At 65.5% G+C, this 19,626-nt stretch carries 22 protein-coding genes and 1 other RNA gene; 13 read left to right on the plus strand and 10 right to left on the minus strand.

All coding sequences use genetic code 11. The features are described 5' to 3' along the window. Positions 1 to 7 precede the first annotated feature (7 nt). The 4 genes from ACT53M_RS14205 (at position 8) to ACT53M_RS14220 (ending at position 3,151) form a co-directional block, all read left to right on the plus strand. Positions 8 to 964: an RluA family pseudouridine synthase gene (locus ACT53M_RS14205; RefSeq protein ID WP_476234135.1), complete on the plus strand. Its 957-nt coding sequence runs from the start codon at positions 8 to 10 to the stop codon at positions 962 to 964. A gap of 62 nt (positions 965 to 1,026) precedes the next feature. Further along, on the plus strand, positions 1,027 to 1,932 hold the full coding sequence (gene rpoH / locus ACT53M_RS14210; RefSeq protein WP_476234177.1) for an RNA polymerase sigma factor RpoH: 906 nt from the start codon (positions 1,027 to 1,029) through the stop codon (positions 1,930 to 1,932). 62 nt (positions 1,933 to 1,994) lie between these two features. Further along, on the plus strand, positions 1,995 to 2,741 hold the full coding sequence (gene mtgA, locus ACT53M_RS14215; protein ID WP_476234136.1) for a monofunctional biosynthetic peptidoglycan transglycosylase: 747 nt from the start codon (positions 1,995 to 1,997) through the stop codon (positions 2,739 to 2,741). Further along, positions 2,729 to 3,151, plus strand: a complete 423-nt coding sequence (locus ACT53M_RS14220) for an NUDIX hydrolase (RefSeq protein ID WP_476227151.1) — start codon at positions 2,729 to 2,731, stop codon at positions 3,149 to 3,151. Before mtgA ends, ACT53M_RS14220 begins: the two co-directional genes overlap by 13 nt. Here the strand turns inward: ACT53M_RS14220 and ACT53M_RS14225 are convergent. From ACT53M_RS14225 to ACT53M_RS14260, 8 genes are all read right to left on the minus strand, one after another. Further along, positions 3,138 to 3,398: a hypothetical protein gene (locus ACT53M_RS14225; protein ID WP_476227150.1), complete on the minus strand. Its 261-nt coding sequence runs from the start codon at positions 3,396 to 3,398 to the stop codon at positions 3,138 to 3,140. The two genes, ACT53M_RS14220 and ACT53M_RS14225, sit on opposite strands and share 14 nt — an antisense overlap. 71 nt (positions 3,399 to 3,469) lie before the next feature. Continuing rightward, positions 3,470 to 3,793 (minus strand): YbaB/EbfC family nucleoid-associated protein, encoded by a 324-nt coding sequence (locus tag ACT53M_RS14230; RefSeq protein ID WP_476227149.1) that lies wholly within the window; start codon positions 3,791 to 3,793, stop codon positions 3,470 to 3,472. Next, positions 3,790 to 5,454 (minus strand): DNA polymerase III subunit gamma/tau, encoded by a 1,665-nt coding sequence (locus ACT53M_RS14235; RefSeq protein WP_476227148.1) that lies wholly within the window; start codon positions 5,452 to 5,454, stop codon positions 3,790 to 3,792. The genes ACT53M_RS14230 and ACT53M_RS14235 overlap by 4 nt, the downstream gene beginning before the upstream one ends. Positions 5,455 to 5,541: 87 nt before the next feature. After that, positions 5,542 to 5,639: signal recognition particle sRNA small type (gene ffs / locus ACT53M_RS14240), an RNA gene on the minus strand. A 61-nt stretch (positions 5,640 to 5,700) separates the two neighbouring features. Further along, entirely contained in the window at positions 5,701 to 5,829 is a 129-nt protein-coding gene (locus ACT53M_RS14245) for a hypothetical protein (protein ID WP_476234137.1), read from the minus strand. Positions 5,830 to 5,917: 88 nt separating this feature from the next. Continuing rightward, positions 5,918 to 6,253, minus strand: coding sequence for a 2Fe-2S iron-sulfur cluster-binding protein (locus ACT53M_RS14250; protein ID WP_476234138.1), 336 nt, complete (start codon positions 6,251 to 6,253; stop codon positions 5,918 to 5,920). Continuing rightward, positions 6,250 to 7,446 carry a cysteine desulfurase family protein gene (locus ACT53M_RS14255; RefSeq protein WP_476234178.1) on the minus strand — a complete coding sequence of 399 codons (1,197 nt, stop codon included), beginning with the start codon at positions 7,444 to 7,446 and terminating at the stop codon, positions 6,250 to 6,252. The genes ACT53M_RS14250 and ACT53M_RS14255 overlap by 4 nt, the downstream gene beginning before the upstream one ends. Further along, entirely contained in the window at positions 7,443 to 8,528 is a 1,086-nt protein-coding gene (locus ACT53M_RS14260; RefSeq protein ID WP_476234139.1) for a cysteine desulfurase family protein, read from the minus strand. Before ACT53M_RS14260 ends, ACT53M_RS14255 begins: the two co-directional genes overlap by 4 nt. Positions 8,529 to 8,719: 191 nt before the next feature. On the opposite strand from ACT53M_RS14260, the gene ACT53M_RS14265 reads away from it, so the two are divergent. Together ACT53M_RS14265 and ACT53M_RS14270 are read left to right on the plus strand one after the other, a co-directional pair. Continuing rightward, the gene (locus ACT53M_RS14265; protein WP_476234141.1) at positions 8,720 to 9,823 is read left to right on the plus strand and encodes a glycosyltransferase family 4 protein; all 1,104 of its coding nucleotides are present in this window, start codon (positions 8,720 to 8,722) and stop codon (positions 9,821 to 9,823) included. Between the two features lie 158 nt (positions 9,824 to 9,981). Beyond that, a complete protein-coding gene (locus ACT53M_RS14270; protein ID WP_476227143.1) occupies positions 9,982 to 10,638 on the plus strand; it encodes an alpha/beta hydrolase in 657 nt (218 codons plus the stop codon). Positions 10,639 to 10,722: 84 nt separating this feature from the next. On the opposite strand, the gene ACT53M_RS14275 is transcribed toward ACT53M_RS14270, so the two are convergent. Both ACT53M_RS14275 and ACT53M_RS14280 read right to left on the minus strand, forming a co-directional pair. Beyond that, the gene (locus ACT53M_RS14275) at positions 10,723 to 10,896 is read right to left on the minus strand and encodes a hypothetical protein (RefSeq protein WP_476227142.1); all 174 of its coding nucleotides are present in this window, start codon (positions 10,894 to 10,896) and stop codon (positions 10,723 to 10,725) included. Next, positions 10,893 to 11,828, minus strand: a complete 936-nt coding sequence (locus ACT53M_RS14280) for a threonine ammonia-lyase (RefSeq protein ID WP_476234142.1) — start codon at positions 11,826 to 11,828, stop codon at positions 10,893 to 10,895. Before ACT53M_RS14280 ends, ACT53M_RS14275 begins: the two co-directional genes overlap by 4 nt. Before the next feature lie 185 nt (positions 11,829 to 12,013). Here ACT53M_RS14280 and ACT53M_RS14285 point away from each other — a divergent pair, with 185 nt between their 5' ends. The 7 genes from ACT53M_RS14285 to cutA all read left to right on the plus strand — a co-directional run bounded on the left by ACT53M_RS14285 (position 12,014) and on the right by cutA (position 19,534). Beyond that, positions 12,014 to 13,240, plus strand: coding sequence for a type III PLP-dependent enzyme (locus tag ACT53M_RS14285; protein ID WP_476234143.1), 1,227 nt, complete (start codon positions 12,014 to 12,016; stop codon positions 13,238 to 13,240). Between the two features lie 202 nt (positions 13,241 to 13,442). Then, positions 13,443 to 14,522, plus strand: a complete 1,080-nt coding sequence (locus ACT53M_RS14290; protein WP_476234145.1) for a 1,9-bis(guanidino)-5-aza-nonane synthase — start codon at positions 13,443 to 13,445, stop codon at positions 14,520 to 14,522. Positions 14,523 to 14,648: 126 nt separating this feature from the next. Beyond that, positions 14,649 to 15,518 carry a TraB/GumN family protein gene (locus ACT53M_RS14295; protein WP_476234146.1) on the plus strand — a complete coding sequence of 290 codons (870 nt, stop codon included), beginning with the start codon at positions 14,649 to 14,651 and terminating at the stop codon, positions 15,516 to 15,518. Positions 15,519 to 15,589: 71 nt separating this feature from the next. After that, positions 15,590 to 16,891, plus strand: coding sequence for a phospholipid carrier-dependent glycosyltransferase (locus tag ACT53M_RS14300; protein ID WP_476234147.1), 1,302 nt, complete (start codon positions 15,590 to 15,592; stop codon positions 16,889 to 16,891). 84 nt (positions 16,892 to 16,975) lie between these two features. Continuing rightward, on the plus strand, positions 16,976 to 18,091 hold the full coding sequence (locus ACT53M_RS14305; protein WP_476234148.1) for an NADH:flavin oxidoreductase: 1,116 nt from the start codon (positions 16,976 to 16,978) through the stop codon (positions 18,089 to 18,091). Positions 18,092 to 18,191: 100 nt separating this feature from the next. After that, the gene (locus tag ACT53M_RS14310) at positions 18,192 to 19,223 is read left to right on the plus strand and encodes a COX15/CtaA family protein (RefSeq protein ID WP_476234149.1); all 1,032 of its coding nucleotides are present in this window, start codon (positions 18,192 to 18,194) and stop codon (positions 19,221 to 19,223) included. Further along, the gene (gene cutA / locus ACT53M_RS14315; RefSeq protein WP_476234150.1) at positions 19,220 to 19,534 is read left to right on the plus strand and encodes a divalent-cation tolerance protein CutA; all 315 of its coding nucleotides are present in this window, start codon (positions 19,220 to 19,222) and stop codon (positions 19,532 to 19,534) included. Before ACT53M_RS14310 ends, cutA begins: the two co-directional genes overlap by 4 nt. The last annotated feature ends 92 nt before the right edge of the window (positions 19,535 to 19,626 follow it).

The following is a 19,626-nucleotide window of genomic DNA, read 5'->3' on the forward strand; positions in this document are numbered from 1 at the left end:
GTAAAACATGGATCAGGGGGTTTCCATCATTGAAGCGCGGATCGCGGAAGGCGCGCATGGCTGGCGGCTCGACCGCGCGCTGGCCGATGCGCTGCCCACGCTGTCGCGCGAGCGGCTGAAGGCGCTCATCTCCTCGGGCGCCGTCACCGGCCCCGATGGCGGGCTGGCGCGCGATCCCGCGCGCAAGGCGGCCGGCGGCGCGCTCTTCCGGGTCGCCGTACCCGATCCGAAACCTGCCCATAACGAAGCGCAGGACATTCCGCTGAACGTGGTGTTCGAGGACGAGCACCTGATCGTGATCGATAAACCCGCCGGGCTGGTCGTCCATCCCGCCGCGGGCAATCTCGACGGCACGCTGGTCAATGCCCTGCTCCACCACTGCGCTGGCCAGCTTTCGGGCATTGGCGGGGTGGCGCGGCCGGGCATCGTCCACCGGATCGACAAGGATACGTCCGGCCTGATGGTCGCGGCGAAGACCGATCGTGCGCATGAAGGGCTTGCCCGCCAGTTCAAGGCGCACAGTATCGACCGTCGCTATCGCGCGATCGCCGGCGGCACCATCGTGAAGGCGGAAGGCACGGTGAACGCCGCGCTCGCCCGCTCGCCCGCGAACCGCAAGAAAATCGCCGTCTGCTCCCCCGGCCAGGGCAAGCACGCAATCACGCACTGGACTAAACTTCATAAACTTCGCGACGCAACATTGGTCGAATGCCGGCTGGAAACCGGCCGCACGCATCAGGTGCGCGTCCACATGGCGTCGATCGGTCACCCGCTGGTGGGTGACCCTCTATATGGAAGTATGCGTTCCGCCCATCGCGAGATTCTGGCAAATCTGGGTTTCCGGCGCCAGGCCTTGCATGCGGCGCGGCTCGGGTTCATCCACCCGATAAATAGTAACGCTTTGGCGTTTGATAGCGAAATACCTGCAGACATGCAGGAACTGTTCAACCAGCTTCTCGTATGAGGTTACCGGCGTTCGACTCCGTCCAGCGGACAGGGTGCCGGCAAGGAAAGGGAGACATGATCATGGCTAGCGGCAGCAACGTCCCCGCGACGATTCCCGCGCTCGGCGGCGAGGCGAGCCTCAATCGCTATCTGGCCGAGATCAAGAAATTTCCGATCCTGAGCCCGGAGCAGGAATATATGCTCGCCAAGCGGTTTCAGGAACATGGCGACACCGATGCGGCGGCGCAGCTCGTCACGTCGCACCTGCGGCTCGTCGCGAAGATCGCGATGGGCTATCGCGGCTATGGCCTGCCGGTGTCGGAGTTGATTTCCGAAGGCAATATCGGCCTGATGCAAGGCGTGAAGAAATTCGAGCCCGATCGGGGATTCCGCCTCGCCACCTATGCGATGTGGTGGATCCGCGCCTCGATCCAGGAATTCATCCTGCGTTCGTGGAGCCTGGTGAAGATGGGCACCACCGCCGCGCAGAAGAAGCTGTTCTTCAACCTGCGCCGGATGAAGGCCAAGCTCGATGCGTTCGACGATGGCGATCTGAGCCCCGAAAATCTCGCCAAGATCGCCACCGACCTCGGCGTGACCGAGGAAGAAGTCACTTCGATGAACCGCCGCATGGCGATGGGCGGCGATACGTCGCTCAACGTGCCGATGCGCGAGGATGGCGAAAGCCAGTGGCAGGACTGGCTGGCCGATGAAGGCCCGCTGCAGGACGAGGCCGTCGCCGAAGCGCAGGAAGCCGATGTCCGCCACGAGATGCTCGTCTCGGCGATGGAAGACCTCAATGAGCGCGAGAAGCACATTCTGACCGAGCGTCGCCTTACCGATGATCCGAAGACGCTGGAGGAACTGAGCCAGGTCTATGGCGTGTCGCGCGAGCGTGTCCGCCAGATCGAGGTGCGGGCGTTCGAGAAGCTGCAAAAGGCGATGATGCGGCTGGCCGGCGACCGCCGCCTGCTCGCCGCACACTGATCGGCGATACGGTTCCCGCCGGATTGCGGCAACCACCCCGGCTGGGGCATGGGAGCGCGGTGATGCAGACTCGCACCCGTTCACGCTCCGCCTTTCCACGCCGTCGCACCTCGACCGGTGCAAAGCCCTGGTGGCGCCGCCTGCTGGTATTGCTGGTGCAGCTCGTGCTCGGATTCGTGCTGCTGTCGCTGTTCATGGTGACGGTCTATCGCTTCCTTGCGCCGCCGATCACCTGGACGATGATCGGCGACATGCTCGGCGGCCACGGCGCGACGCGGCAATGGATGTCTCTCGACCGCATCGACCCCAGCATGGCCCGTGCGGCGATTGCGGCGGAGGATTCGCGCTTCTGCCAGCATCACGGCTTCGACCTGGCGGCGATGGAAAAGGCCTATCAGCGCAACGCCCAGGGCGGCCACACCATCCGCGGCGGTTCGACGATCAGCCAGCAAACCGCGAAGAATGTGTTCCTCTGGCAAGGTGGCGGATACTTCCGCAAGGGGCTGGAGGCGTGGTTCACCGTCCTCATCGAGAATATCTGGGGCAAACGACGGATCATGGAAGTGTATCTGAACGTCGCCGAGACGGGGATCGGCACCTATGGCGTCAACGCGGGGGCGATGCGCTATTTCGACCACGATGCCTCGCACCTTTCCGACCGCGAGGCAGCCCTGATCGCCGCCGTCCTGCCCCTGCCGAAGAAGCGCGCCGCGATCGACCCGCGCGGCTATACCCGCCGCTACGGCAACCGCATCAACGCGCGGATCAACGTGGTTGCGGGCAACGGGCTCGACAGGTGCCTGAAGTAAGCCCCACGATCCGCATCGCTGCCGCAGTCATCGAAGACAGCGCCGGCCGCCTGCTTCTCGTGCGCAAGACCGGGACCGAGCGGTTCATGCTGCCCGGCGGCAAGATCGATCCCGGCGAAACCGCGCTGGAGGCACTTCGTCGCGAACTCGCCGAAGAAATTGGGCTCACGCCTGGCGCGAAAGCCCAACCGCTCGGGCAGTTCCAAGCCCCTGCTGCGAACGAACAAGGATACACGGTCGTCGCCGAGCTATTTCGGCTGCCTGCCCGGCAGGAACCGCGCGCAGCCGCGGAAATAGCGGAAGCGATCTGGTTCGATCCCGATCAGGCGACAACGATTTCTTTGGCGCCTCTCGTCCAGACGCAGGTTCTGCCGCTCTTACGGCGGCGCTCAGCCACTATTTCTTCGTAGCGTCCTTCGCCGCGTCGCCTACGTCTTTCGCGGCGTCGCCCACGTCTTTGGCGGCGCTGGTGACTGCATCGGTCTTCACATTTTCGCGGCGGTTCTGGTTGATGAGGTAGAATGCGCCGACCGCCACTGCCAGCAGCAGGACGATCGCGAGCAATGCCACGCCGCCCCCACCGCCGCGCCGTTCGATTACCGTGGTGTGCGTCGCGCGGTCGGTCGCGACGCCGTCTTCTACGATACGGTCTGCCATGATCGTCTCTCCTCGGTTACCTGGCGACAGCAACCGAGGGAGCCGATCATTGGTTCCCCTAACCCGTTGTATCAGAACGGGAGCTTGAAGCCCGGCGGCAGCGGCAGGCCGCTAGTCATCTTGCTCATGGCTTCTTGCGAGGCGGCGTCCGCCTTCACCCGCGCATCGTTGAAGGCGGCTGCGAGCAAATCCTCAAGCATCGCCTTCTCGGAAACTGCCATCAGCGAATCGTCGATGGCGATGCCGATGATGCGCCCCTTGGCGCTGGCCTTCACCTTTACGAGCCCGCCGCCCGAAACACCTTCGACCTCGACCGTGTCGAGGCTCGCCTGCGCCTTGGTCAGCTCGGCCTGGACGTTCTGCGCCATGGCCATGATGTCTTCGAGACTCTTCATCCGTCACTCCCGGTCTTGGTCCAGCCGATCAGCTCGGCGTCTGGAAATGCCTGCATGGCGGCCGCGACGATCGGCGAAGCGAGCACCGCTTCGCGTTCCGCGGTTTCCCTGGCAGCCTGCTCCTCGCGCAGCGTCATCGCGGTGGCGCCTTCGACCAGCGTCACCTTCCAGTGCACGCCGGTGCTCTCCTTCAGCGCCGCGCCCAGTTCACGCACAAAATCCTGCGGCAGCGGGCGCGCCGCGCCAAAATCGATTTCGCTGTTTTCGAACCGCACCGGCCGCATATAGTCGCGCACGAACATCGCGAGCTGGAGCCGGCGATGCGTCTCCAGATGATCGGCAAGTTCGCTGAGATTGCCTGGCAGCACCGGCCCGGTTTCCTGCACCGTCGCCGGCCCCGGCCCGGTGGGGGCGGTCGAAGCAACGGCGGGTAGCGGCGTGCCGGCCGGCACCGCCACGGTGCCGCTCAATATCTGCTTCGCCAGCTCCCCCGGATCGGGCAGTTGCGAAGCATGAATCACGCGCAGCAGCGCCATCTCGGTCGCTTCGATCGGCAGTGCCGCCTTTGCGACCTCATCGTGACCGCGTAGCAACAGCTGCCACAAACGGTGCAGCGCCGGGAAGGACAGGCGCCCAGCCCATTCCTCCATCGCCTCGCGCTCTTCGGTCGACTGGCCCGACAGGCGATGCGTGCCCAGCTTCACCAGCGTCACGCCGTGCACCGTCTCGAGCAACGCACGCAGCACCGCCAGCGGATCGACGCCCAGGTCATATTGCGCGCGCAGCCCGGCCAGCGCCGCCTGCCCGTCGCCCGCCAGCAGCGTGCCGAACAGCGCACGATTGGCGCCGCGGTCGGACAGGCCGAGCATCTGGCGGACCGCCTCCGCCTTGACGCCCTCGCCTTCCAGCCCGGCATGGGCGATGGCCTGATCGAGGATCGACAGGCCATCGCGCGCCGATCCTTCCGCCGCCCGCGCCACCAGTGCCAGCGCCTCGGGTTCGGCCTCGACATGCTCGGCCTCGCACACCTTGGCGAAATGCTCGGCGAGCAGTTCGGCCGGAATGCGGCGCAGGTCGAAGCGCTGGCAGCGCGACAGCACCGTCACCGGCACCTTGTTCACCTCCGTCGTGGCGAACAGGAATTTCACATGCCCCGGCGGCTCTTCCAGCGTCTTGAGCAGCGCGTTGAACGCGCTCTTCGACAGCATATGGACTTCGTCGATAATGTAGATCTTGTAGCGCGCCGAAACCGCTGCATAGCGCGACGCCTCGATGATCTCGCGGACATCGTCGACGCCGGTGTGGCTGGCGGCGTCCATTTCGATCACGTCGATATGGCGCCCCTCGGCAATCGCCCGGCAAGGTTCGCACACGCCGCACGGGTCGATCGTAGGCCCGCCCTGCCCGTCCGGTCCGATGCAGTTGAGCGCTTTGGCGATCAGCCGCGCGGTCGAGGTCTTGCCTACCCCGCGCACGCCGGTCAGCAGGAATGCATGCGCCAGCCGGCCGCGCTTGATCGCGTTGCCCAGCGTAGTGACCATCGCGTCCTGGCCGATCAGCGCGCTGAACGTCTGCGGACGGTATTTGCGGGCAAGCACGCGATAGGCTTCGCCGCGCTGCGGCTGGGCGGGTTCGTCGAGGCCAAGCAGGGAATCGGACATCGCTGCCTATCTAGGCATCCGCGTTCGATTTGTCGAAGCGGCAGGCGCGATCCGCTGTGGATAGCAGCCGTGCAGTCAGCGATGTGATGAGGTGGGAGCCGGAACGACCCGGGACGAAATCGTTACGGCTGCTTCCTTCCGGACCTGACCGGGTTGGCGACGATCCCGTCCGCCCGACTCCCGGGGCGCATATGGGGGAAGTGGATGCGGGTGGCAAGAGGGCCCACAACCGCGTGGCCCCATGCCTCACCCGGTAAGCTGCGCCAGGCGCACAACAATCACGATGGCGATCACTGCCATAGCCACCAGCGTCACGGAAAATGCCGTGCGCACGCCAAACCCCGTCTGGCGATTTTCCTCACCGTCCAGCCGCATGTCCGCCTCCTGCCGTTCGCTAAGGCCGGAATGGCTGGCGAAGCGGCTGCGGCCAATCGGGAAGAGTCCCGATCCCGGGTTTGGTGCCCTATCGCCCCTGCATGTCGCGGTGGCCGCGCGGCATGCGGATCGTCAGCCCGTCCAGCGTCTCGTCGAGGACAATCTGGCACGCCAGGCGGCTGGTCCGTACCGCGCCCAGTGCCAGATCGAGCATGTCTTCCTCTTCCTCGCTGGCGGCGGGCAGGCGGGCGAAATCCTCCGGCGCGACGATGACATGGCAAGTGGAACAGGCCATCTGCCCCTCGCATGTGCCCTCCAGCGGCTGCCCGGCATGTTGCGCGACTTCCAGCAGGCGCGCGCCGGCCGCGGCCTCTACTTCCTGCACCGCGCTTCCGTCGGCGCCTTCGAACCGTATGCGGATCATGCCGCAACACGCTGGGCGGCGGCGGCCGCGACGATGCGGTCGAGTGCGCTCATCAATTCCTCCTCGGTCGTACTGCGGCCAAAGCCGATCCGGATGCTAGAACGCGCCTGCGCGCCGGAAAGCCCGATCGCGCGCAGCACATGGCTAGGCCGCCCAGACCCGCTGGCACAGGCAGAGCCCGCCGAAAAGGCAATATCGCGCAAATCAGCCATCAATCGCGCGACATCCAGCCCGTCGCGGCGAATGTTGAGGTTGCCAAGGTAGCGGGACGTGGCCGAGCCATTGAGATGCCAGCCGCTTTCTCCCCTCCCGCTTGCGGGAAGGGATGACGGAAAAGCGTGGGGCAGCGCTTCAGAAAGAACCTCCACCTCGTTCCCTCCCCCGACCCCTCCCGCAAGCGGGAGGGAAGCTAAACCAAGCCTACAGCACGCAACCGCAAACAGCCGCGCGACATGCGCCGCATCGGCATCCCACCGCGTTGCCGCCAGCTTCGCCGCTGCACCGAACCCGGCGCACAGTGCCGGCGAGAGTGTGCCCGAGCGACCCGGCGCCTCCTGCCCGCCGCCATGGAGCAGCGGCGCCAGCGAAACGCCGTCGCGGATCCAGAGCGCGCCAATTCCCTTCGGTCCATGAATCTTGTGCGCGGAGATCGCCACCAGATCGCAACCGTCGGGGATCGGTACCCGCCCATAGCCCTGCACCGCGTCGCACAGGAACAACGCGCCGACAGCATGCGCCAATTCGGCCAGCGCGGCGACCGGCTGGATCACGCCGATCTCGTTGTTGACCAGCATCGCTGCGACCAACCCGGTTCCCGGCACAATCGCCGCGCGGGCCGCCGCCAGATCGACCAACCCGTCGGCACCGACCGGCAGCACCGTCACCGGTCGCCCGGAGGCCGCCGCCGTGTCGAGCACGGCGGCATGTTCGGTGGCGAGCGTGACGATCGGCCCGGCACTGCCCTTGATCGCCCAGTTGAGCGCCTCCGTCGCGCCGCTGGTGAAGGCGACGCGGCCGCCGGCCGGGAGCAGCGCCGCGACCTGCGCGCGGGCGACTTCCACCGCAGCTTTCGCCGCCCGACCGGGCGCATGCGACGAATGTGGATTGGCGTGTTGCTGCTCCAGCCAGGGGAGCATCGCCGCCAGCGCTTCGGGAGCGAGCGGCGTTGTCGCCTGGTAATCGAGATAGATCACGCCGCCCGCGCCCGGGCATCGGCCGCAGTCGCCTGCCATAGCTCGGCAAAGCGATCGACCTCTGCCTCGGTCGTGGTTCGGCCGAAGCTTACCCGGACGACTTCGCGCAGATCGGGTTCCTGCCACCCCATTGCGGTCAACACATGGCTGGGCCGCATGCTGCCCGAAGAACAGGCGCTCCCAGCCGACACCGCTATTCCGGCGAGATCGAAGCGGATCAGTTGCGCAGCAGCCGACACGCCCGGCATCCGATAGGCGCCGATCAGCGGGCTGCGCGGGCTCTCCGCCCCGACCACCACGCCACCAGCCGCCACGATCGACGCCTCCAGCCGATCCCGCAGCCGCGCCATTTTCGCCAGATCTTCGGGCAGTTCGACAGCGGCAGCATAGCCGAGCGCGCCGGGCAGATTCTCGGTCCCGGCCCGATATCCCTTTTCCTGCCCGCCGGACGGCATCAGCACGCCGAAATCCCGAACCAGCAAAGCGCCGATTCCCGGGGGGCCGCCGCGCTTGTGCGCCGACACTGCCACCAGATCGGCATGGCGCAGCACGGCCGCATCGGCGCGCGCGGGCATCTGCGCCGCGTCGACCAGAAAAATCCCGCCAGCCGCATGGACGATAGCTGCGATGTCGGCGATCGGTTGGCGTACCCCCGTTTCGCTATTCGCCCATTGCACGCAGACCAGGCCACGACCGGGGGCCTCCAGTGCTGTCGCCAGCGCGGCGAGGTTGAGCTGTCCTCCCGGCTCGACCGGCAGGACCGTCGCGCCCTCCGACAACCGCAACACCGCGTCATGCTCGACGGCAGTAACAAATCTCCGTTCGACCACGCTGCGCCCGATCGCCAACGCCAGCGATTCGCTTGCACCGCTGGTCAGCACCACTTCGTGCGCCCAGCCATAGGCCGCTGCGATGCGCCGCCGCGCGTCCTCCAGTAAGGCGCGTGCCGCCCGCCCCTCGCCATGCGGCGACGAGGGGTTCGCCCAAAGCTGCATGCCGCTCTCCACCGCCGCTATCGCAACGGGGTGCATCGGAGTCGTGGCTGCATGGTCGAGATAGATACGGGTCAAATCTGGTCCCATTGTCCATGTTGCAGTGCGAACACTTCCTCTGCCTATAATGTGTCGCAGCCTTTTTGTTACCTTCCTTCCCGATCCACAGGAATAGCCTTGCCCGGACCCGAACTTGCCAACCTAGCCCGGCGCGCGCCCCGCAGTCGGGCGGCCCTGCGCGCCCCTCGCATGCGCTGCGCGGGTTGAGGGGGAGCCGACTCATGCGGTGGAAAAACGGCCTGACAATCAATGGAAAGTTCTTCGGCGCCCACATGACTGGCGTCCACCGCGTCGGGATGGAACTTACGCGCCAGTTGGAGCGCCATGGCGAAGAAGTCGCCGCGCTTTTCGGCAGCGCACCCCGGCTTTTGATTCCCACGGATGTCGCCGAAAACAAAGTTGAAACCAGTCTGGTAGTCGAGAGGGGGCGTTTCCTCGCCGGTCAGCTGTGGGAACAGCTGGAATTGCCTGTCCAGGCACGCGGGAGCCTGCTGCTCAGCTTCTGCAATCTGTCACCGATTCTGAAACGGGACTCGGTGACAATGATCCATGACGCGCAAACTTTCTCGACTCCGGCCTCGTACAGTTTTGCATTCCGCACATTTTATCAGCGGATTCAGCCGATCATCGGCCGGCGGGCACGGGCTATACTGACGGTGTCTCACTTCTCCCGCGAACAGATTGCACACTATGGCATTGCACCGATCGAGCGGGTTCATGTCGTCCATAATGGGTGCGACCACGACGCCAGCCGCGATCATAACGAGGCAGCGATCCTCGAACGGTTCGGTCTGGAACCTGGGCAGTATGTCGTGGCGTTGGCGTCGGATCAGCACCACAAGAACATTAGCGTCCTGCTGAAGGCATTCGCCGAACCCCAATCGGCCAATATCAAGCTGGTGTTGTTCGGCTCGAACGGTGCGGCGGTGGTGGGCAGGCTGGGCGTGCCCATCCCCGGCGGTACGGTTTTCACGGGCCGCCTGTCGGATGACGATCTGGCCAGTCTGGTGTCGCAAGCATTGTGCCTCGCCATGCCCTCCACAACCGAAGGCTTTGGTCTTCCACCTCTGGAGGCGATGAACCTCGGCTGCCCGACCATCGTCGCCCCCTGTGGCGCACTGCCAGAGGTGTGTGGCGACGCAGCATTGTTCGCGCCGCCGGATTCGCCTGGCCAATGGGCTGCGGCGGTCCGGCGGCTGGCAGACGATCCCGCGCTCCGGGAAAGTTTGCGCGCGCGGGGCTTTGCACAAGCCAGCACGTTTACCTGGGATCGGGCAGGCGACACACTGATCGCCACATTGCGGATGCTGGCGGAAACGCTCTGACCTCGCCGGACGGCCCTGGCCGGGAATATGCATCCCGCGCTGTGGCTCGAACGTAAACAGCCCCCACTACCGTTCCAATTGCGTCCGATGCCGCGCTGCCTATATAGCGACGACGTTCTGCGCTCCATCGCGCACTTGCCCAATCGACAGGATCTGCTTTGCCCGAAGTCATTTTTCCCGGACCCGAAGGTCGTCTCGAAGGCCGCTTCGCCCCCGCTCCCCGTCCGCGCGCGCCGGTGGCGATGATTCTCCACCCGCATCCCAATGCAGGCGGCACGATGAACAACCGCATCGTCCAGGATCTCTACAAGACCTTCCAGCGCCGCGGCTTCGCGACGCTGCGCTTCAATTTCCGCGGCGTCGGCAAGAGCCAGGGCACGTTCGACAACGGTATCGGCGAGCTCTCCGACGCGGCGAGCGCGCTCGACTGGGTGCAGAGCTTCCACCAGGAAGCATCGTCCACCTGGGTCGCGGGCTTCGGCTTCGGCGCGTGGATCGGCATGCAGCTGCTGATGCGCCGCCCGGAAATTCGCGGTTTCATCTCGATCGCGCCGCCGGCGAACATGTTCGACTTCACCTTCCTCGCCCCCTGCCCCAGCTCGGGCATCATCATTCAGGGTGAGCAGGACGAGGTGGTGACGCCCGGGGCCGTGCAGAAGCTGGTCGACAAGCTGCGCACCCAGAAGCACATCACCATCCATCACGACACCATTCCGGGCGCGAATCACTTCTTCGAGCACGAGATGGATCACCTGATGGGCTCGGTCGATCGTTATCTCGACATGCGGCTCGATCCCAACTGCCCGATCCGCTAATCCACCACTGGCTCAGCGCGGCGACAGCACCGCACTGAGCCAGCGATTGACGATGGCGCCGCGTGATCTGCCGCGCCGGCCTCGTTACACCGTCCAGATCAGCACATTGCCCAGAATGACGAGGGCGCACACCAGCATCAGCACCCCGCGCAGCCGATCGCCCTGGCGGAGCACGACCACGCCGCCCCAAACCAGCGCCAAAACTGCCAGCACCGCAATGCTCATCGCCAGCGGCGCAACGCCTGCCACACCGCTCACGCCGCACCGCCGATCGCGCGGGCGTAATCCTCGGGATCGACATTACCGCCGGAGAGAATCACCATCGTTCCCGCTTCTGTCGTCACCTTGCCGGCAAGCAGCGCAGCAAGACCGACGGCACCGCCCGGCTCGACCACCAGTCGCAATTTCGCCGCCGCCCAGCGCTGCGCCGCACGAATCTCGGCCTCGCTGACAGCGACGCCCACCGCACCGCGCCGCGACAGCACGTCGAAGGTCAGTTGCGAGACGCACGGGGTCTGCAATGCGTCGCACGCCGTCAGCGGTGGGTTTTCGCCGACCGGCTCAATCCACCCTGCCTCCAGGCTGCGCCGCATATCGTCCCATCCTTCGGGTTCGACCGGCAGTATCTCCGCCTCGGGCAGCGCCAGCGCAGTGCCCGCCGCCAGCCCGCCGCCACCGCACGGCACCAGCACGCGATTCGGCGCGTCGAGCCCTGCCTCCGCCATCTGCTTCGCCGCCTCGATCGCGGCGCTGCCCTGCCCTTCGATGATCCACGGATCGTCGAAGCTGGGCACCAGCACAGCACCGCGCGCATGGGCCAGATGCGCCGCGATCTTTTCGCGGCTCTCGGTCGCGCGATCGTAGCGGACCACCTCCGCCCCCAGCGCCAGCGTCGCTTCCAGCTTCACCTTCGGAGCATCGTCGGGCATCACAATCACGGCGGGAATGCTCAGCCGCTTCGCAGCCCAGGCCACACCCTGCGCATGGTTGCCCGAGGAGAAGGCGACCACACCCTTGCCCCGCATGGAATCATCGATCGCGGTCAGCCGGTGCCACGCCCCGCGGATCTTGAATGCGCCGATCGGCTGCAGGCTTTCCGCCTTGAACGCGACTGGTACGCCGCGCACGTCCTGCACAAAGAGCGGCGTCGGCGGCAGGATCGCCGACAGCTTCGCGGCCGCATCTCGCACCCCCGCCCGGGTAGGTTGTCGCAAAATCGTCACAAAAAGCCCTCGCCGTATAAAAACGGACCCTCGAATCACTTTACATGGGGGTCCGACGCGCATATGTGCCGCCTTCCGCTGCCCCATGGGACTTCCAACCGCAAGGCAGCTTTCGTCAACGTTCGCCGTCAGGCACTTGGAGGTCCCTTGAGTTGCACAAGCATCATCGCGCGCTGGGGTTAGCGACCACCCTCACCGGCACCACCCGTGTTGCCGATATCGCTAAGCTTCGTCCGGTTCAGCCGGTTACGCTCGTCCGCCCGCACGCTGCATCGCGTGCAGCCCGGTTCTTCACTGAGAAGTTCCCGGGCCGCTCGATGTATGCCGTAAAGGCTAATCCCTCGCCGGATCTGATCCAGATCCTGTGGGAGAGCGGAATCACGCATTTCGACGTCGCCTCGATCGCAGAGGTTCGGCTCGTCTCCGGCGTCGCGCCGGAAGCGACGCTGTGCTTCATGCACCCGGTAAAGGCTGAAGAAGCCATTGCCGAGGCCTATTTCGAGCACGGCGTTCGCGTCTTCAGCCTGGACAGCATGGAAGAGCTGGATAAGATCGTCCGCGCCACCAAGGGCGCGACCGATCTCACCCTTTGCGTGCGGCTGCGCGTTTCCTCCGATCACTCGAAGCTCAGTCTCGCGTCGAAGTTCGGCGTCGGCCCGGGCGAGAGCAAGGAGCTGCTGATCGCCGTCCGTCAGGTCGCCGATGCCCTGGGCATCTGCTTCCATGTCGGCAGCCAGGCGATGTCGCCCGAAGCCTATGCCAATGCGATGGAACGCGCCCGGATCGCGATCGTCGAAGCCGGCGTCACCGTCGACGTCGTCGATGTGGGCGGCGGTTTCCCGTCCAGCTATCCTGGCATGGAGCCGCCGCCGCTCGAGCGCTATTTCGCGACGATCCACCGCGCCTTCGAAAGCCTGCCGATTTCCTATTCGGCGGAACTGTGGGCGGAGCCGGGCCGTGCGCTGTGCGCCGAATATAGCTCGCTGATCGTGCGCGTCGAAAAGCGCCGCGGTGACGAGCTGTACATCAACGACGGCGCCTATGGCGCGCTGTTCGATGCGGCGCATATCGGCTGGCGCTTCCCGGTCCGCCTGCTGCGCGAACCGGATTCGCACGCCAAGGATATGGGCTTCAGCTTCTATGGCCCGACCTGCGACGATATGGATCGCATGGCCGGCCCGTTCGAGCTGCCGGCCGATATCCAGGCAGGTGACTATATCGAAATCGGCATGCTCGGCGCCTATGGCGCGGCGATGCGTACCGGTTTCAACGGCTTCACCGCCGGCGACACCGTGATCGTCGACGATGAGCCAATGGTGTCGCTCTACACCGGCGAAGATGAGGCTGCCGCCGCCCCGTCGAACGTCGTCAAGCTGTAACGCTGCGCTCGTAGCGAGCGAAGGCACTCCCCTCCCGCTTGCGGGAGGGGCTGGGGGTGGGCCCCCGCTATCCGCAAACCGCATCGCCGGTGGCGAGCGTGCGCCCACCCCCCAGCCCCCTCCCGCACGCGGGAGGGGGAGCAACAACGGGTTTCCGCGTCCCCTTTGAATGACGGCGGCATGTGAAGAATTGGGAGTTCCCATGTCCGACAGCCTCACCAAGACCGCGGCGGCCAACGCCCCGATCAACGACACGCGCAAGGCCGAGCTGCTTTCCAAGCAGGTCAAACACATCGACATCAAGAGCTTCGACGCACGCCCGATCGTCGACGCGATGGCCGATATGAGCTTCACCAGCCGCGACCTGGGCCGCGCCACCAAGATCTACAACGACATGCTGGCCGACAAGGACTGCACCGTCGTCCTCGTGATTGCGGGTTCGACTTCGGCCGGCGGCTGCATGGACCTCTATGCCGAGCTGGTGCGCAACAACATGGTGGACGTGATCGTCGCCACCGGCGCCACCATCGTCGACATGGATTTCTTCGAAGGCCTGGGCCACAAGCACTATCAGGCGCTGGAAGTGCCGGACGACGACACGCTGCGCTCGCTCTACATCGACCGCATCTACGACACCTATATCGACGAGGAACAGCTCCAGGACTGCGACTTCACGATCAACAAGATCGCAAACGAGCTGGAACCGCGCGCCTATTCGAGCCGCGCCTTCATCCGCGAGATGGGCAAGTATCTGTCGGAGCACGGCAAGAAGGAAAACAGCCTCGTCAAGCTCGCCTATGAGCATGACGTGCCGATCTTCTGCCCGGCATTCGTCGACAGCTCGGCCGGCTTCGGCCTCGTCAAGCATCAGGTCGACCAGATGAAGGCAGGCAAGCCGTACCTGATGATCGACGCAGTCGCGGACTTCCGCGAGCTGACCGAAATCAAGATCCAGGCGGGCACCACCGGCCTGCTGATGATCGGCGGCGGCGTACCGAAGAACTTTATCCAGGACACTGTCGTCTGCGCCGAAATCCTGGGCCATGAGGATGTGGAAGTGCACAAGTACGCCGTGCAGATCACCGTTGCCGACGTGCGCGACGGCGCCTGCTCGTCCTCGACGCTGCAGGAAGCCGCGAGCTGGGGCAAGGTAAACACCGGCATCGAGCAGATGGTGTTCGCGGAAGCCGGTTCGGTGATGCCGCTACTCGCCAGCGACGCCTATCATCGCGGCTATTGGAAGGATCGCGCCAAGCGCGGCTGGGCGAAGCTGTTCGCCTGAGCCTGAGCCGCACGGGGCGAGCCCCGCTCGTCCCGAGACGGGCCATCCGGAAAATCGAAGCGACCGGGGAGCAATCCCCGGTCGTTTTCATATCCACCCCCTGCCCGCTTAGGCTAAAGCACGGCAATGTCGATGCTCCGACCGCTGGTTTTTGCCCTTGCCCTGCTTCTCGGCAGCTGCAGCGCGCCCGGCCCGGACGCGAAGCCCGCGCTTTGGGCGATCCGGGACGGCGACACGACAGTCTATCTGTTCGGCACCGTACACATGCTCCGTCCGGAAATGCGGTGGTTCGCGGGCCCGGTGCGCGATGCGTTCGCGCGCAGCGACACGCTGGTCCTTGAACTGGTAATGCCGCCGCCGGCAGAGGCTCAGGCATTGCTCGATCGTGTAGGTCGCACGCCCGGTGAGCCCAAAGTCGCCGCGCTGCCTGCCGCCGAGCACGAAAAACTCGCCGAAGCACTGCGGGCGGGCGGGCTGCCGCCGCAGGCGCTGGACAGCGACGAGCCCTGGCTGGCCGCGCTCACCCTATCGCTGCTGCCACTGCAGAAGCTGGGCTATGCAGATGCCAATGGCGCGGAACAGGTATTGCAGGCGCAGGCCCGCAAGTCCGGCAAGAAGGTGGCAGGGCTGGAAACTGCCGAACAGCAATTCGGCTATTTCGACCATCTGTCGGCGGCGGCACAGCGCCGCCTGCTGGACAGCACGATTGCCGGGCTGCCCGACACCGGCAAGCAGATCGCGGCGACGATCGACGCCTGGAGCAAGGGCGATAGTGACGGGCTGGCCCGCCTGCTCAACAGCGACCTCGCCGCCAATCCCGAGTTGCGCGAAACGCTGCTGGTTCAACGCAATCGCCGCTGGGCGAACTGGATCGCCGGGCAAATGCGACGGCCCGGCACCGTCTTTGTGGCCGTCGGCGCGGGGCATCTGGCCGGCAGTGACGGCGTGCCCGCCATGCTTTCCGCCCGCGGGCTGAAGGTCGAGCGTCTGCAATAAGGCGCAGCAGCCTGCCGATCTTGCGTGCGGATTTGGTTTCGGCCCCGGCCGCGATCCGCTATTCCCCTGCCATGCTCGATCGCCTCAAGGCCCTGCGCACTCGCCCCTGGATCGTTGCCCTGCTGATCGGGCTCGCCGCACAGGCGCTCTTCATGGTGCATCTCGATCAGCCGAGCCGGATTTCGTTCGACGAGATCCATTATGTTCCGGCCGCGCAGGCGCTGATCGAACTGTCCGGCCCGCGCAACATCGAGCATCCGCTGCTCGGCAAGGAACTGATTGCCGCCGGCATCGAGCTGCTGGGCGACAATCCGTTTGGATGGCGCCTGTTCCCGACGCTGGCGGGCACCGCCACGGTGCTCGGCGTCTTCGCCTTTCTGTGGGTGCTGATGGGCCGGCGAATGCGGCCGGCGGTTATCGGCGCCCTGCTGACGCTGCTGAACCAGAATGTCTACGTCCAGGCGCGCACCGCGATGCTCGACATCTTTCTGGGCGCATTCCTGATCTGGGCGATGGTCTTCCTGCTCTGGGCGATGCACGGCACGCCGCGGCAAGTGCTGTGGCGCTGGCTCGGCGGCAGCGCGCTGCTGGGGCTGGCAACAGCGGTGAAATGGTCGGCCGCCCCTTATGAAGCGGCGATCGCCTTCGCCTTTGTCGCAGTCCGGATCGCCGATGCACGTAAGGCAAAGAAGTCTCTGGGCCATGCGATCTGGCTGAAGGACCAGCCGCACTGGCCCGGCCTTTCCACGGCGCGCGGGCTGGTATTGCTCGGCGCCATCAGCATTCCCGTTTATTTTCTGACCTTCCTGCCAGCATTCTTCTACGTCCAGGGTGCGCTCGACCTGCCGGGCCTGTTCCAGCTTCAGCGCGACATGTACGCCGCGCAGACCCAGATTCTGCCGCACCACAATTACCAGTCGAGCTGGTGGAGCTGGCCGCTGATGATCCGGCCGATCTGGTTCTTCTACGAATGGGACATGGGCGCCCAGCGTGGCGTGCTGCTGATCGGCAATCCGGTCATCATGTGGGGCGGCCTGGCGGCTGTGGTGGCGAGCTATGCCGCCTGGTTCCGCGACCGCGCCGTGCGGCCGCTGGCAATGGCGCTGCTGTGGACCTTCTCCGTCGCGATCTACATCATCATCCCGAAATCGCTCGGCTTTTATTATTATTACCACCTCTCGGCGATTTTCCTGTGCCTGGTGCTGCCGGTGGCGTTCGACCATTTCGATCGCGGTCGCGGGCGTGGGTGGGAGGAATGGTACACGGCCCTGGCGCTGGTTTGCTTCGGCTATTTCTATCCCATCCTTTCGGGCGCCCCCCTCGCCGACGCACAGGGCTTCACGCACTGGATGTGGTTTCCGAGCTGGCGGTAATTTGCATACCGGCTGCAGGGTCATCTTGCAGGATCGGCGCGAACGCCTAGCTTTACATCAGTTTCGAACTGCAACGGAGTTCTCATGACCGCGTCGACCGACGTCCTGTTCCGACCCTTCCGCTTCAAGTCGCTCGATCTGCCCAACCGGATCGTGATGGCGCCCATGACGCGGACCTTCGCGCCGGAAGGGATTCCGGGCGCAGCCAATGCGGCCTATTACCGCCGCCGGGCCGAGGGCGGCGTCGGCCTGATCCTGTCCGAAGGCACGGTGATCGACCGGGCGGCCTCGCGCAACCACCCCAATATCCCGTTCTTCCATGGCGAGGCCGCGCTGGCGGGCTGGAAGATGGTGATTGATCAGGTCCATGCCGCCGGCGGCATAATGGCGCCGCAGATCTGGCATACGGGATCGACCAAGACCCAGGTCGACTGGCAACCCGACGCCCCGGTGGAAAGCCCCTCCGGCCTGCTCGCACCCGGCAAGCCGCGCGGCGTGGCGATGACCGAGGAAGATATCGCCGATACCGTCGCCGCCTTTGCCCGCGCCGCAGCCGATGCACAGCGGCTTGGCTTCGACACCGTCGAAATCCACGGTGCCCACGGCTATCTGATCGACCAGTTCTTCTGGGACGGCACCAACACGCGCGACGACCGCTATGGCGGGGCGAGCATCGCCGATCGGTCGAGCTTTGCGGTCGAGGTGGTGAAGGCCGTCCGCGCCGCTGTGGGGCCGGACTTTCCGGTGATTCTGCGGCTCAGCCAGTGGAAGGGGCAGGATTATACCGCACGCCTCGCCGCCAGCCCGGATGAAATGGCCAGCTGGGTGCAACCGCTGGTCGATGCCGGTGCCGACATTCTCCACTGCTCGCAGCGCCGTTTCTGGGAACCCGAATTCCCGGATGTCGACGGCGAGACCGGTCTGAACTTCGCCGGATGGGCCAAGAAGCTCACCGGTGCGCCGACGATCAGCGTCGGCTCGGTCGGCTTGTCGGGCGAATTCCTCACCGCCTTTGCCGGCCAGGGCGCCGAAAGGGCGGGTCTGGAAAAACTGATCGACCGCATGGAGCGCGACGAGTTCGATCTGATTGCCGTCGGTCGCGCGCTGATCAGCGATGCCGACTGGGTGAAGAAGGTGCAGGCCGGCGACAGCGAAGGGCTGAAGGATTTCAGCGCGGCTGCGCTCGCAGAACTGGTCTGACACCTGCGGGAAGGCGGTCCCGGGCCGTCTTCCCGATTGGGCAGGTTCCTGCGGCGGGCGCCCGCTTCCCCCGGCGCCCGCATCGCGGTAGGTGAGGAGCATGGCCTTTGCTCCTGATACCGCCCGCCCCCGTGCGCTTGCCAACTGGTTGTTTCTCGTCGCCACGATGATCATTGCCATGGTGGTGGTCGGCGGCGTCACCCGGCTGACCGAGTCCGGGCTGTCGATTACCGAGTGGAAACCGATCTCCGGCATCGTGCCCCCGCTCAATGACGCGCAGTGGCAGGCGGAATTCGATCATTACAAACAGATTGGCCAGTATGAGCAACTGAACCAGGGCATGACGCTCGCCGGGTTCAAGGCAATCTTTTTCTGGGAATATATCCACCGCCTGCTCGGCCGGCTGATCGGCATGGTGTTCGCGCTGCCGCTGCTGTGGTTCTGGGTCCGACGCCGCATTCCGCGCGGCTATGGCTGGCGGCTGGTCGCCCTGCTGGCGCTGGGCGGGCTGCAGGGTGCGTTCGGATGGTGGATGGTCAAGTCCGGCCTCAACCACACCCGCACCTCGGTCAGCCATTTGTGGCTGGCGACGCACCTGATGACCGCGCTGTTCACGCTGGGGGGCATCATCTGGACGATGCTCGACCTGCGCGCGCTGGCGCAAAACCGCGCCGCTCGACCGGCGCGGCTGACCTTGCTCGGCGCTGCCGTCCTGCTGCTGCTTGCCGTCCAGCTTTTCTATGGCGCGCTGGTCGCCGGGCTCGATGCCGGGCTCGTCACCAACCAGTGGCCGCTGATGAACGGCAGCTTCTTCCCCGGCACGACCGTGCTGGGGGAAACGCCGCTCCATGCCGCGCTCTATGATCCCGCCATCGTCCATTTCATCCATCGCTGGTGGGCGTGGGTGGCGGTCGCGGGGCTGATCGTGCTGGCGCGCGCGGCGAAACGCGCCAAGGCACGGCCGGCGTCGATCGCGATCCACACTGCGTTCGGCATCCAGATCCTGCTCGGCATCGCCACGGTGATGAGCGGTGTGAACATCGCGCTGGCGGCATCGCACCAGCTTACCGGCGCGCTTCTGGTCTGCGCGACTGTGTGGGGTGCACACACGATCGGGCGGCAGCGGCGGTGAGCGACACCGCCCTCCTCTACGTCACCTTCGCCGACCGGGCCGAGGCCGAGCGCATCGCGGAAACGGTACTGGCGGAGCAGCTCGCCGCCTGTGCCAACCTCCTTTCGCCCTGCACGTCGATCTATCGCTGGCAGCGCGGCATCGAGCGGGGCGAGGAAGTCCCCGTCCTGTTCAAGACCCGTCCCGCCCTCGCCCGGCCGCTTCGCGAACGGATCGCGGCGCTGCACAGCTATGACCTGCCGGTGATCGAGCAATGGCCGGTCGAAGCCGGTGCGGCCGTGGCCGGCTGGATCGCTGCGGAGACCCGCTGAATCACATGGTATTATAATACCCGTCAGCAAACCCACGCATTTTCTTGACTTCTGCGCCGGGAATCGTCAGAGGAACTGCGATCGCGCTGCCG

The sequence above is a fragment of the Sphingomonas sp. DMC6 genome (genome assembly GCF_056314225.1).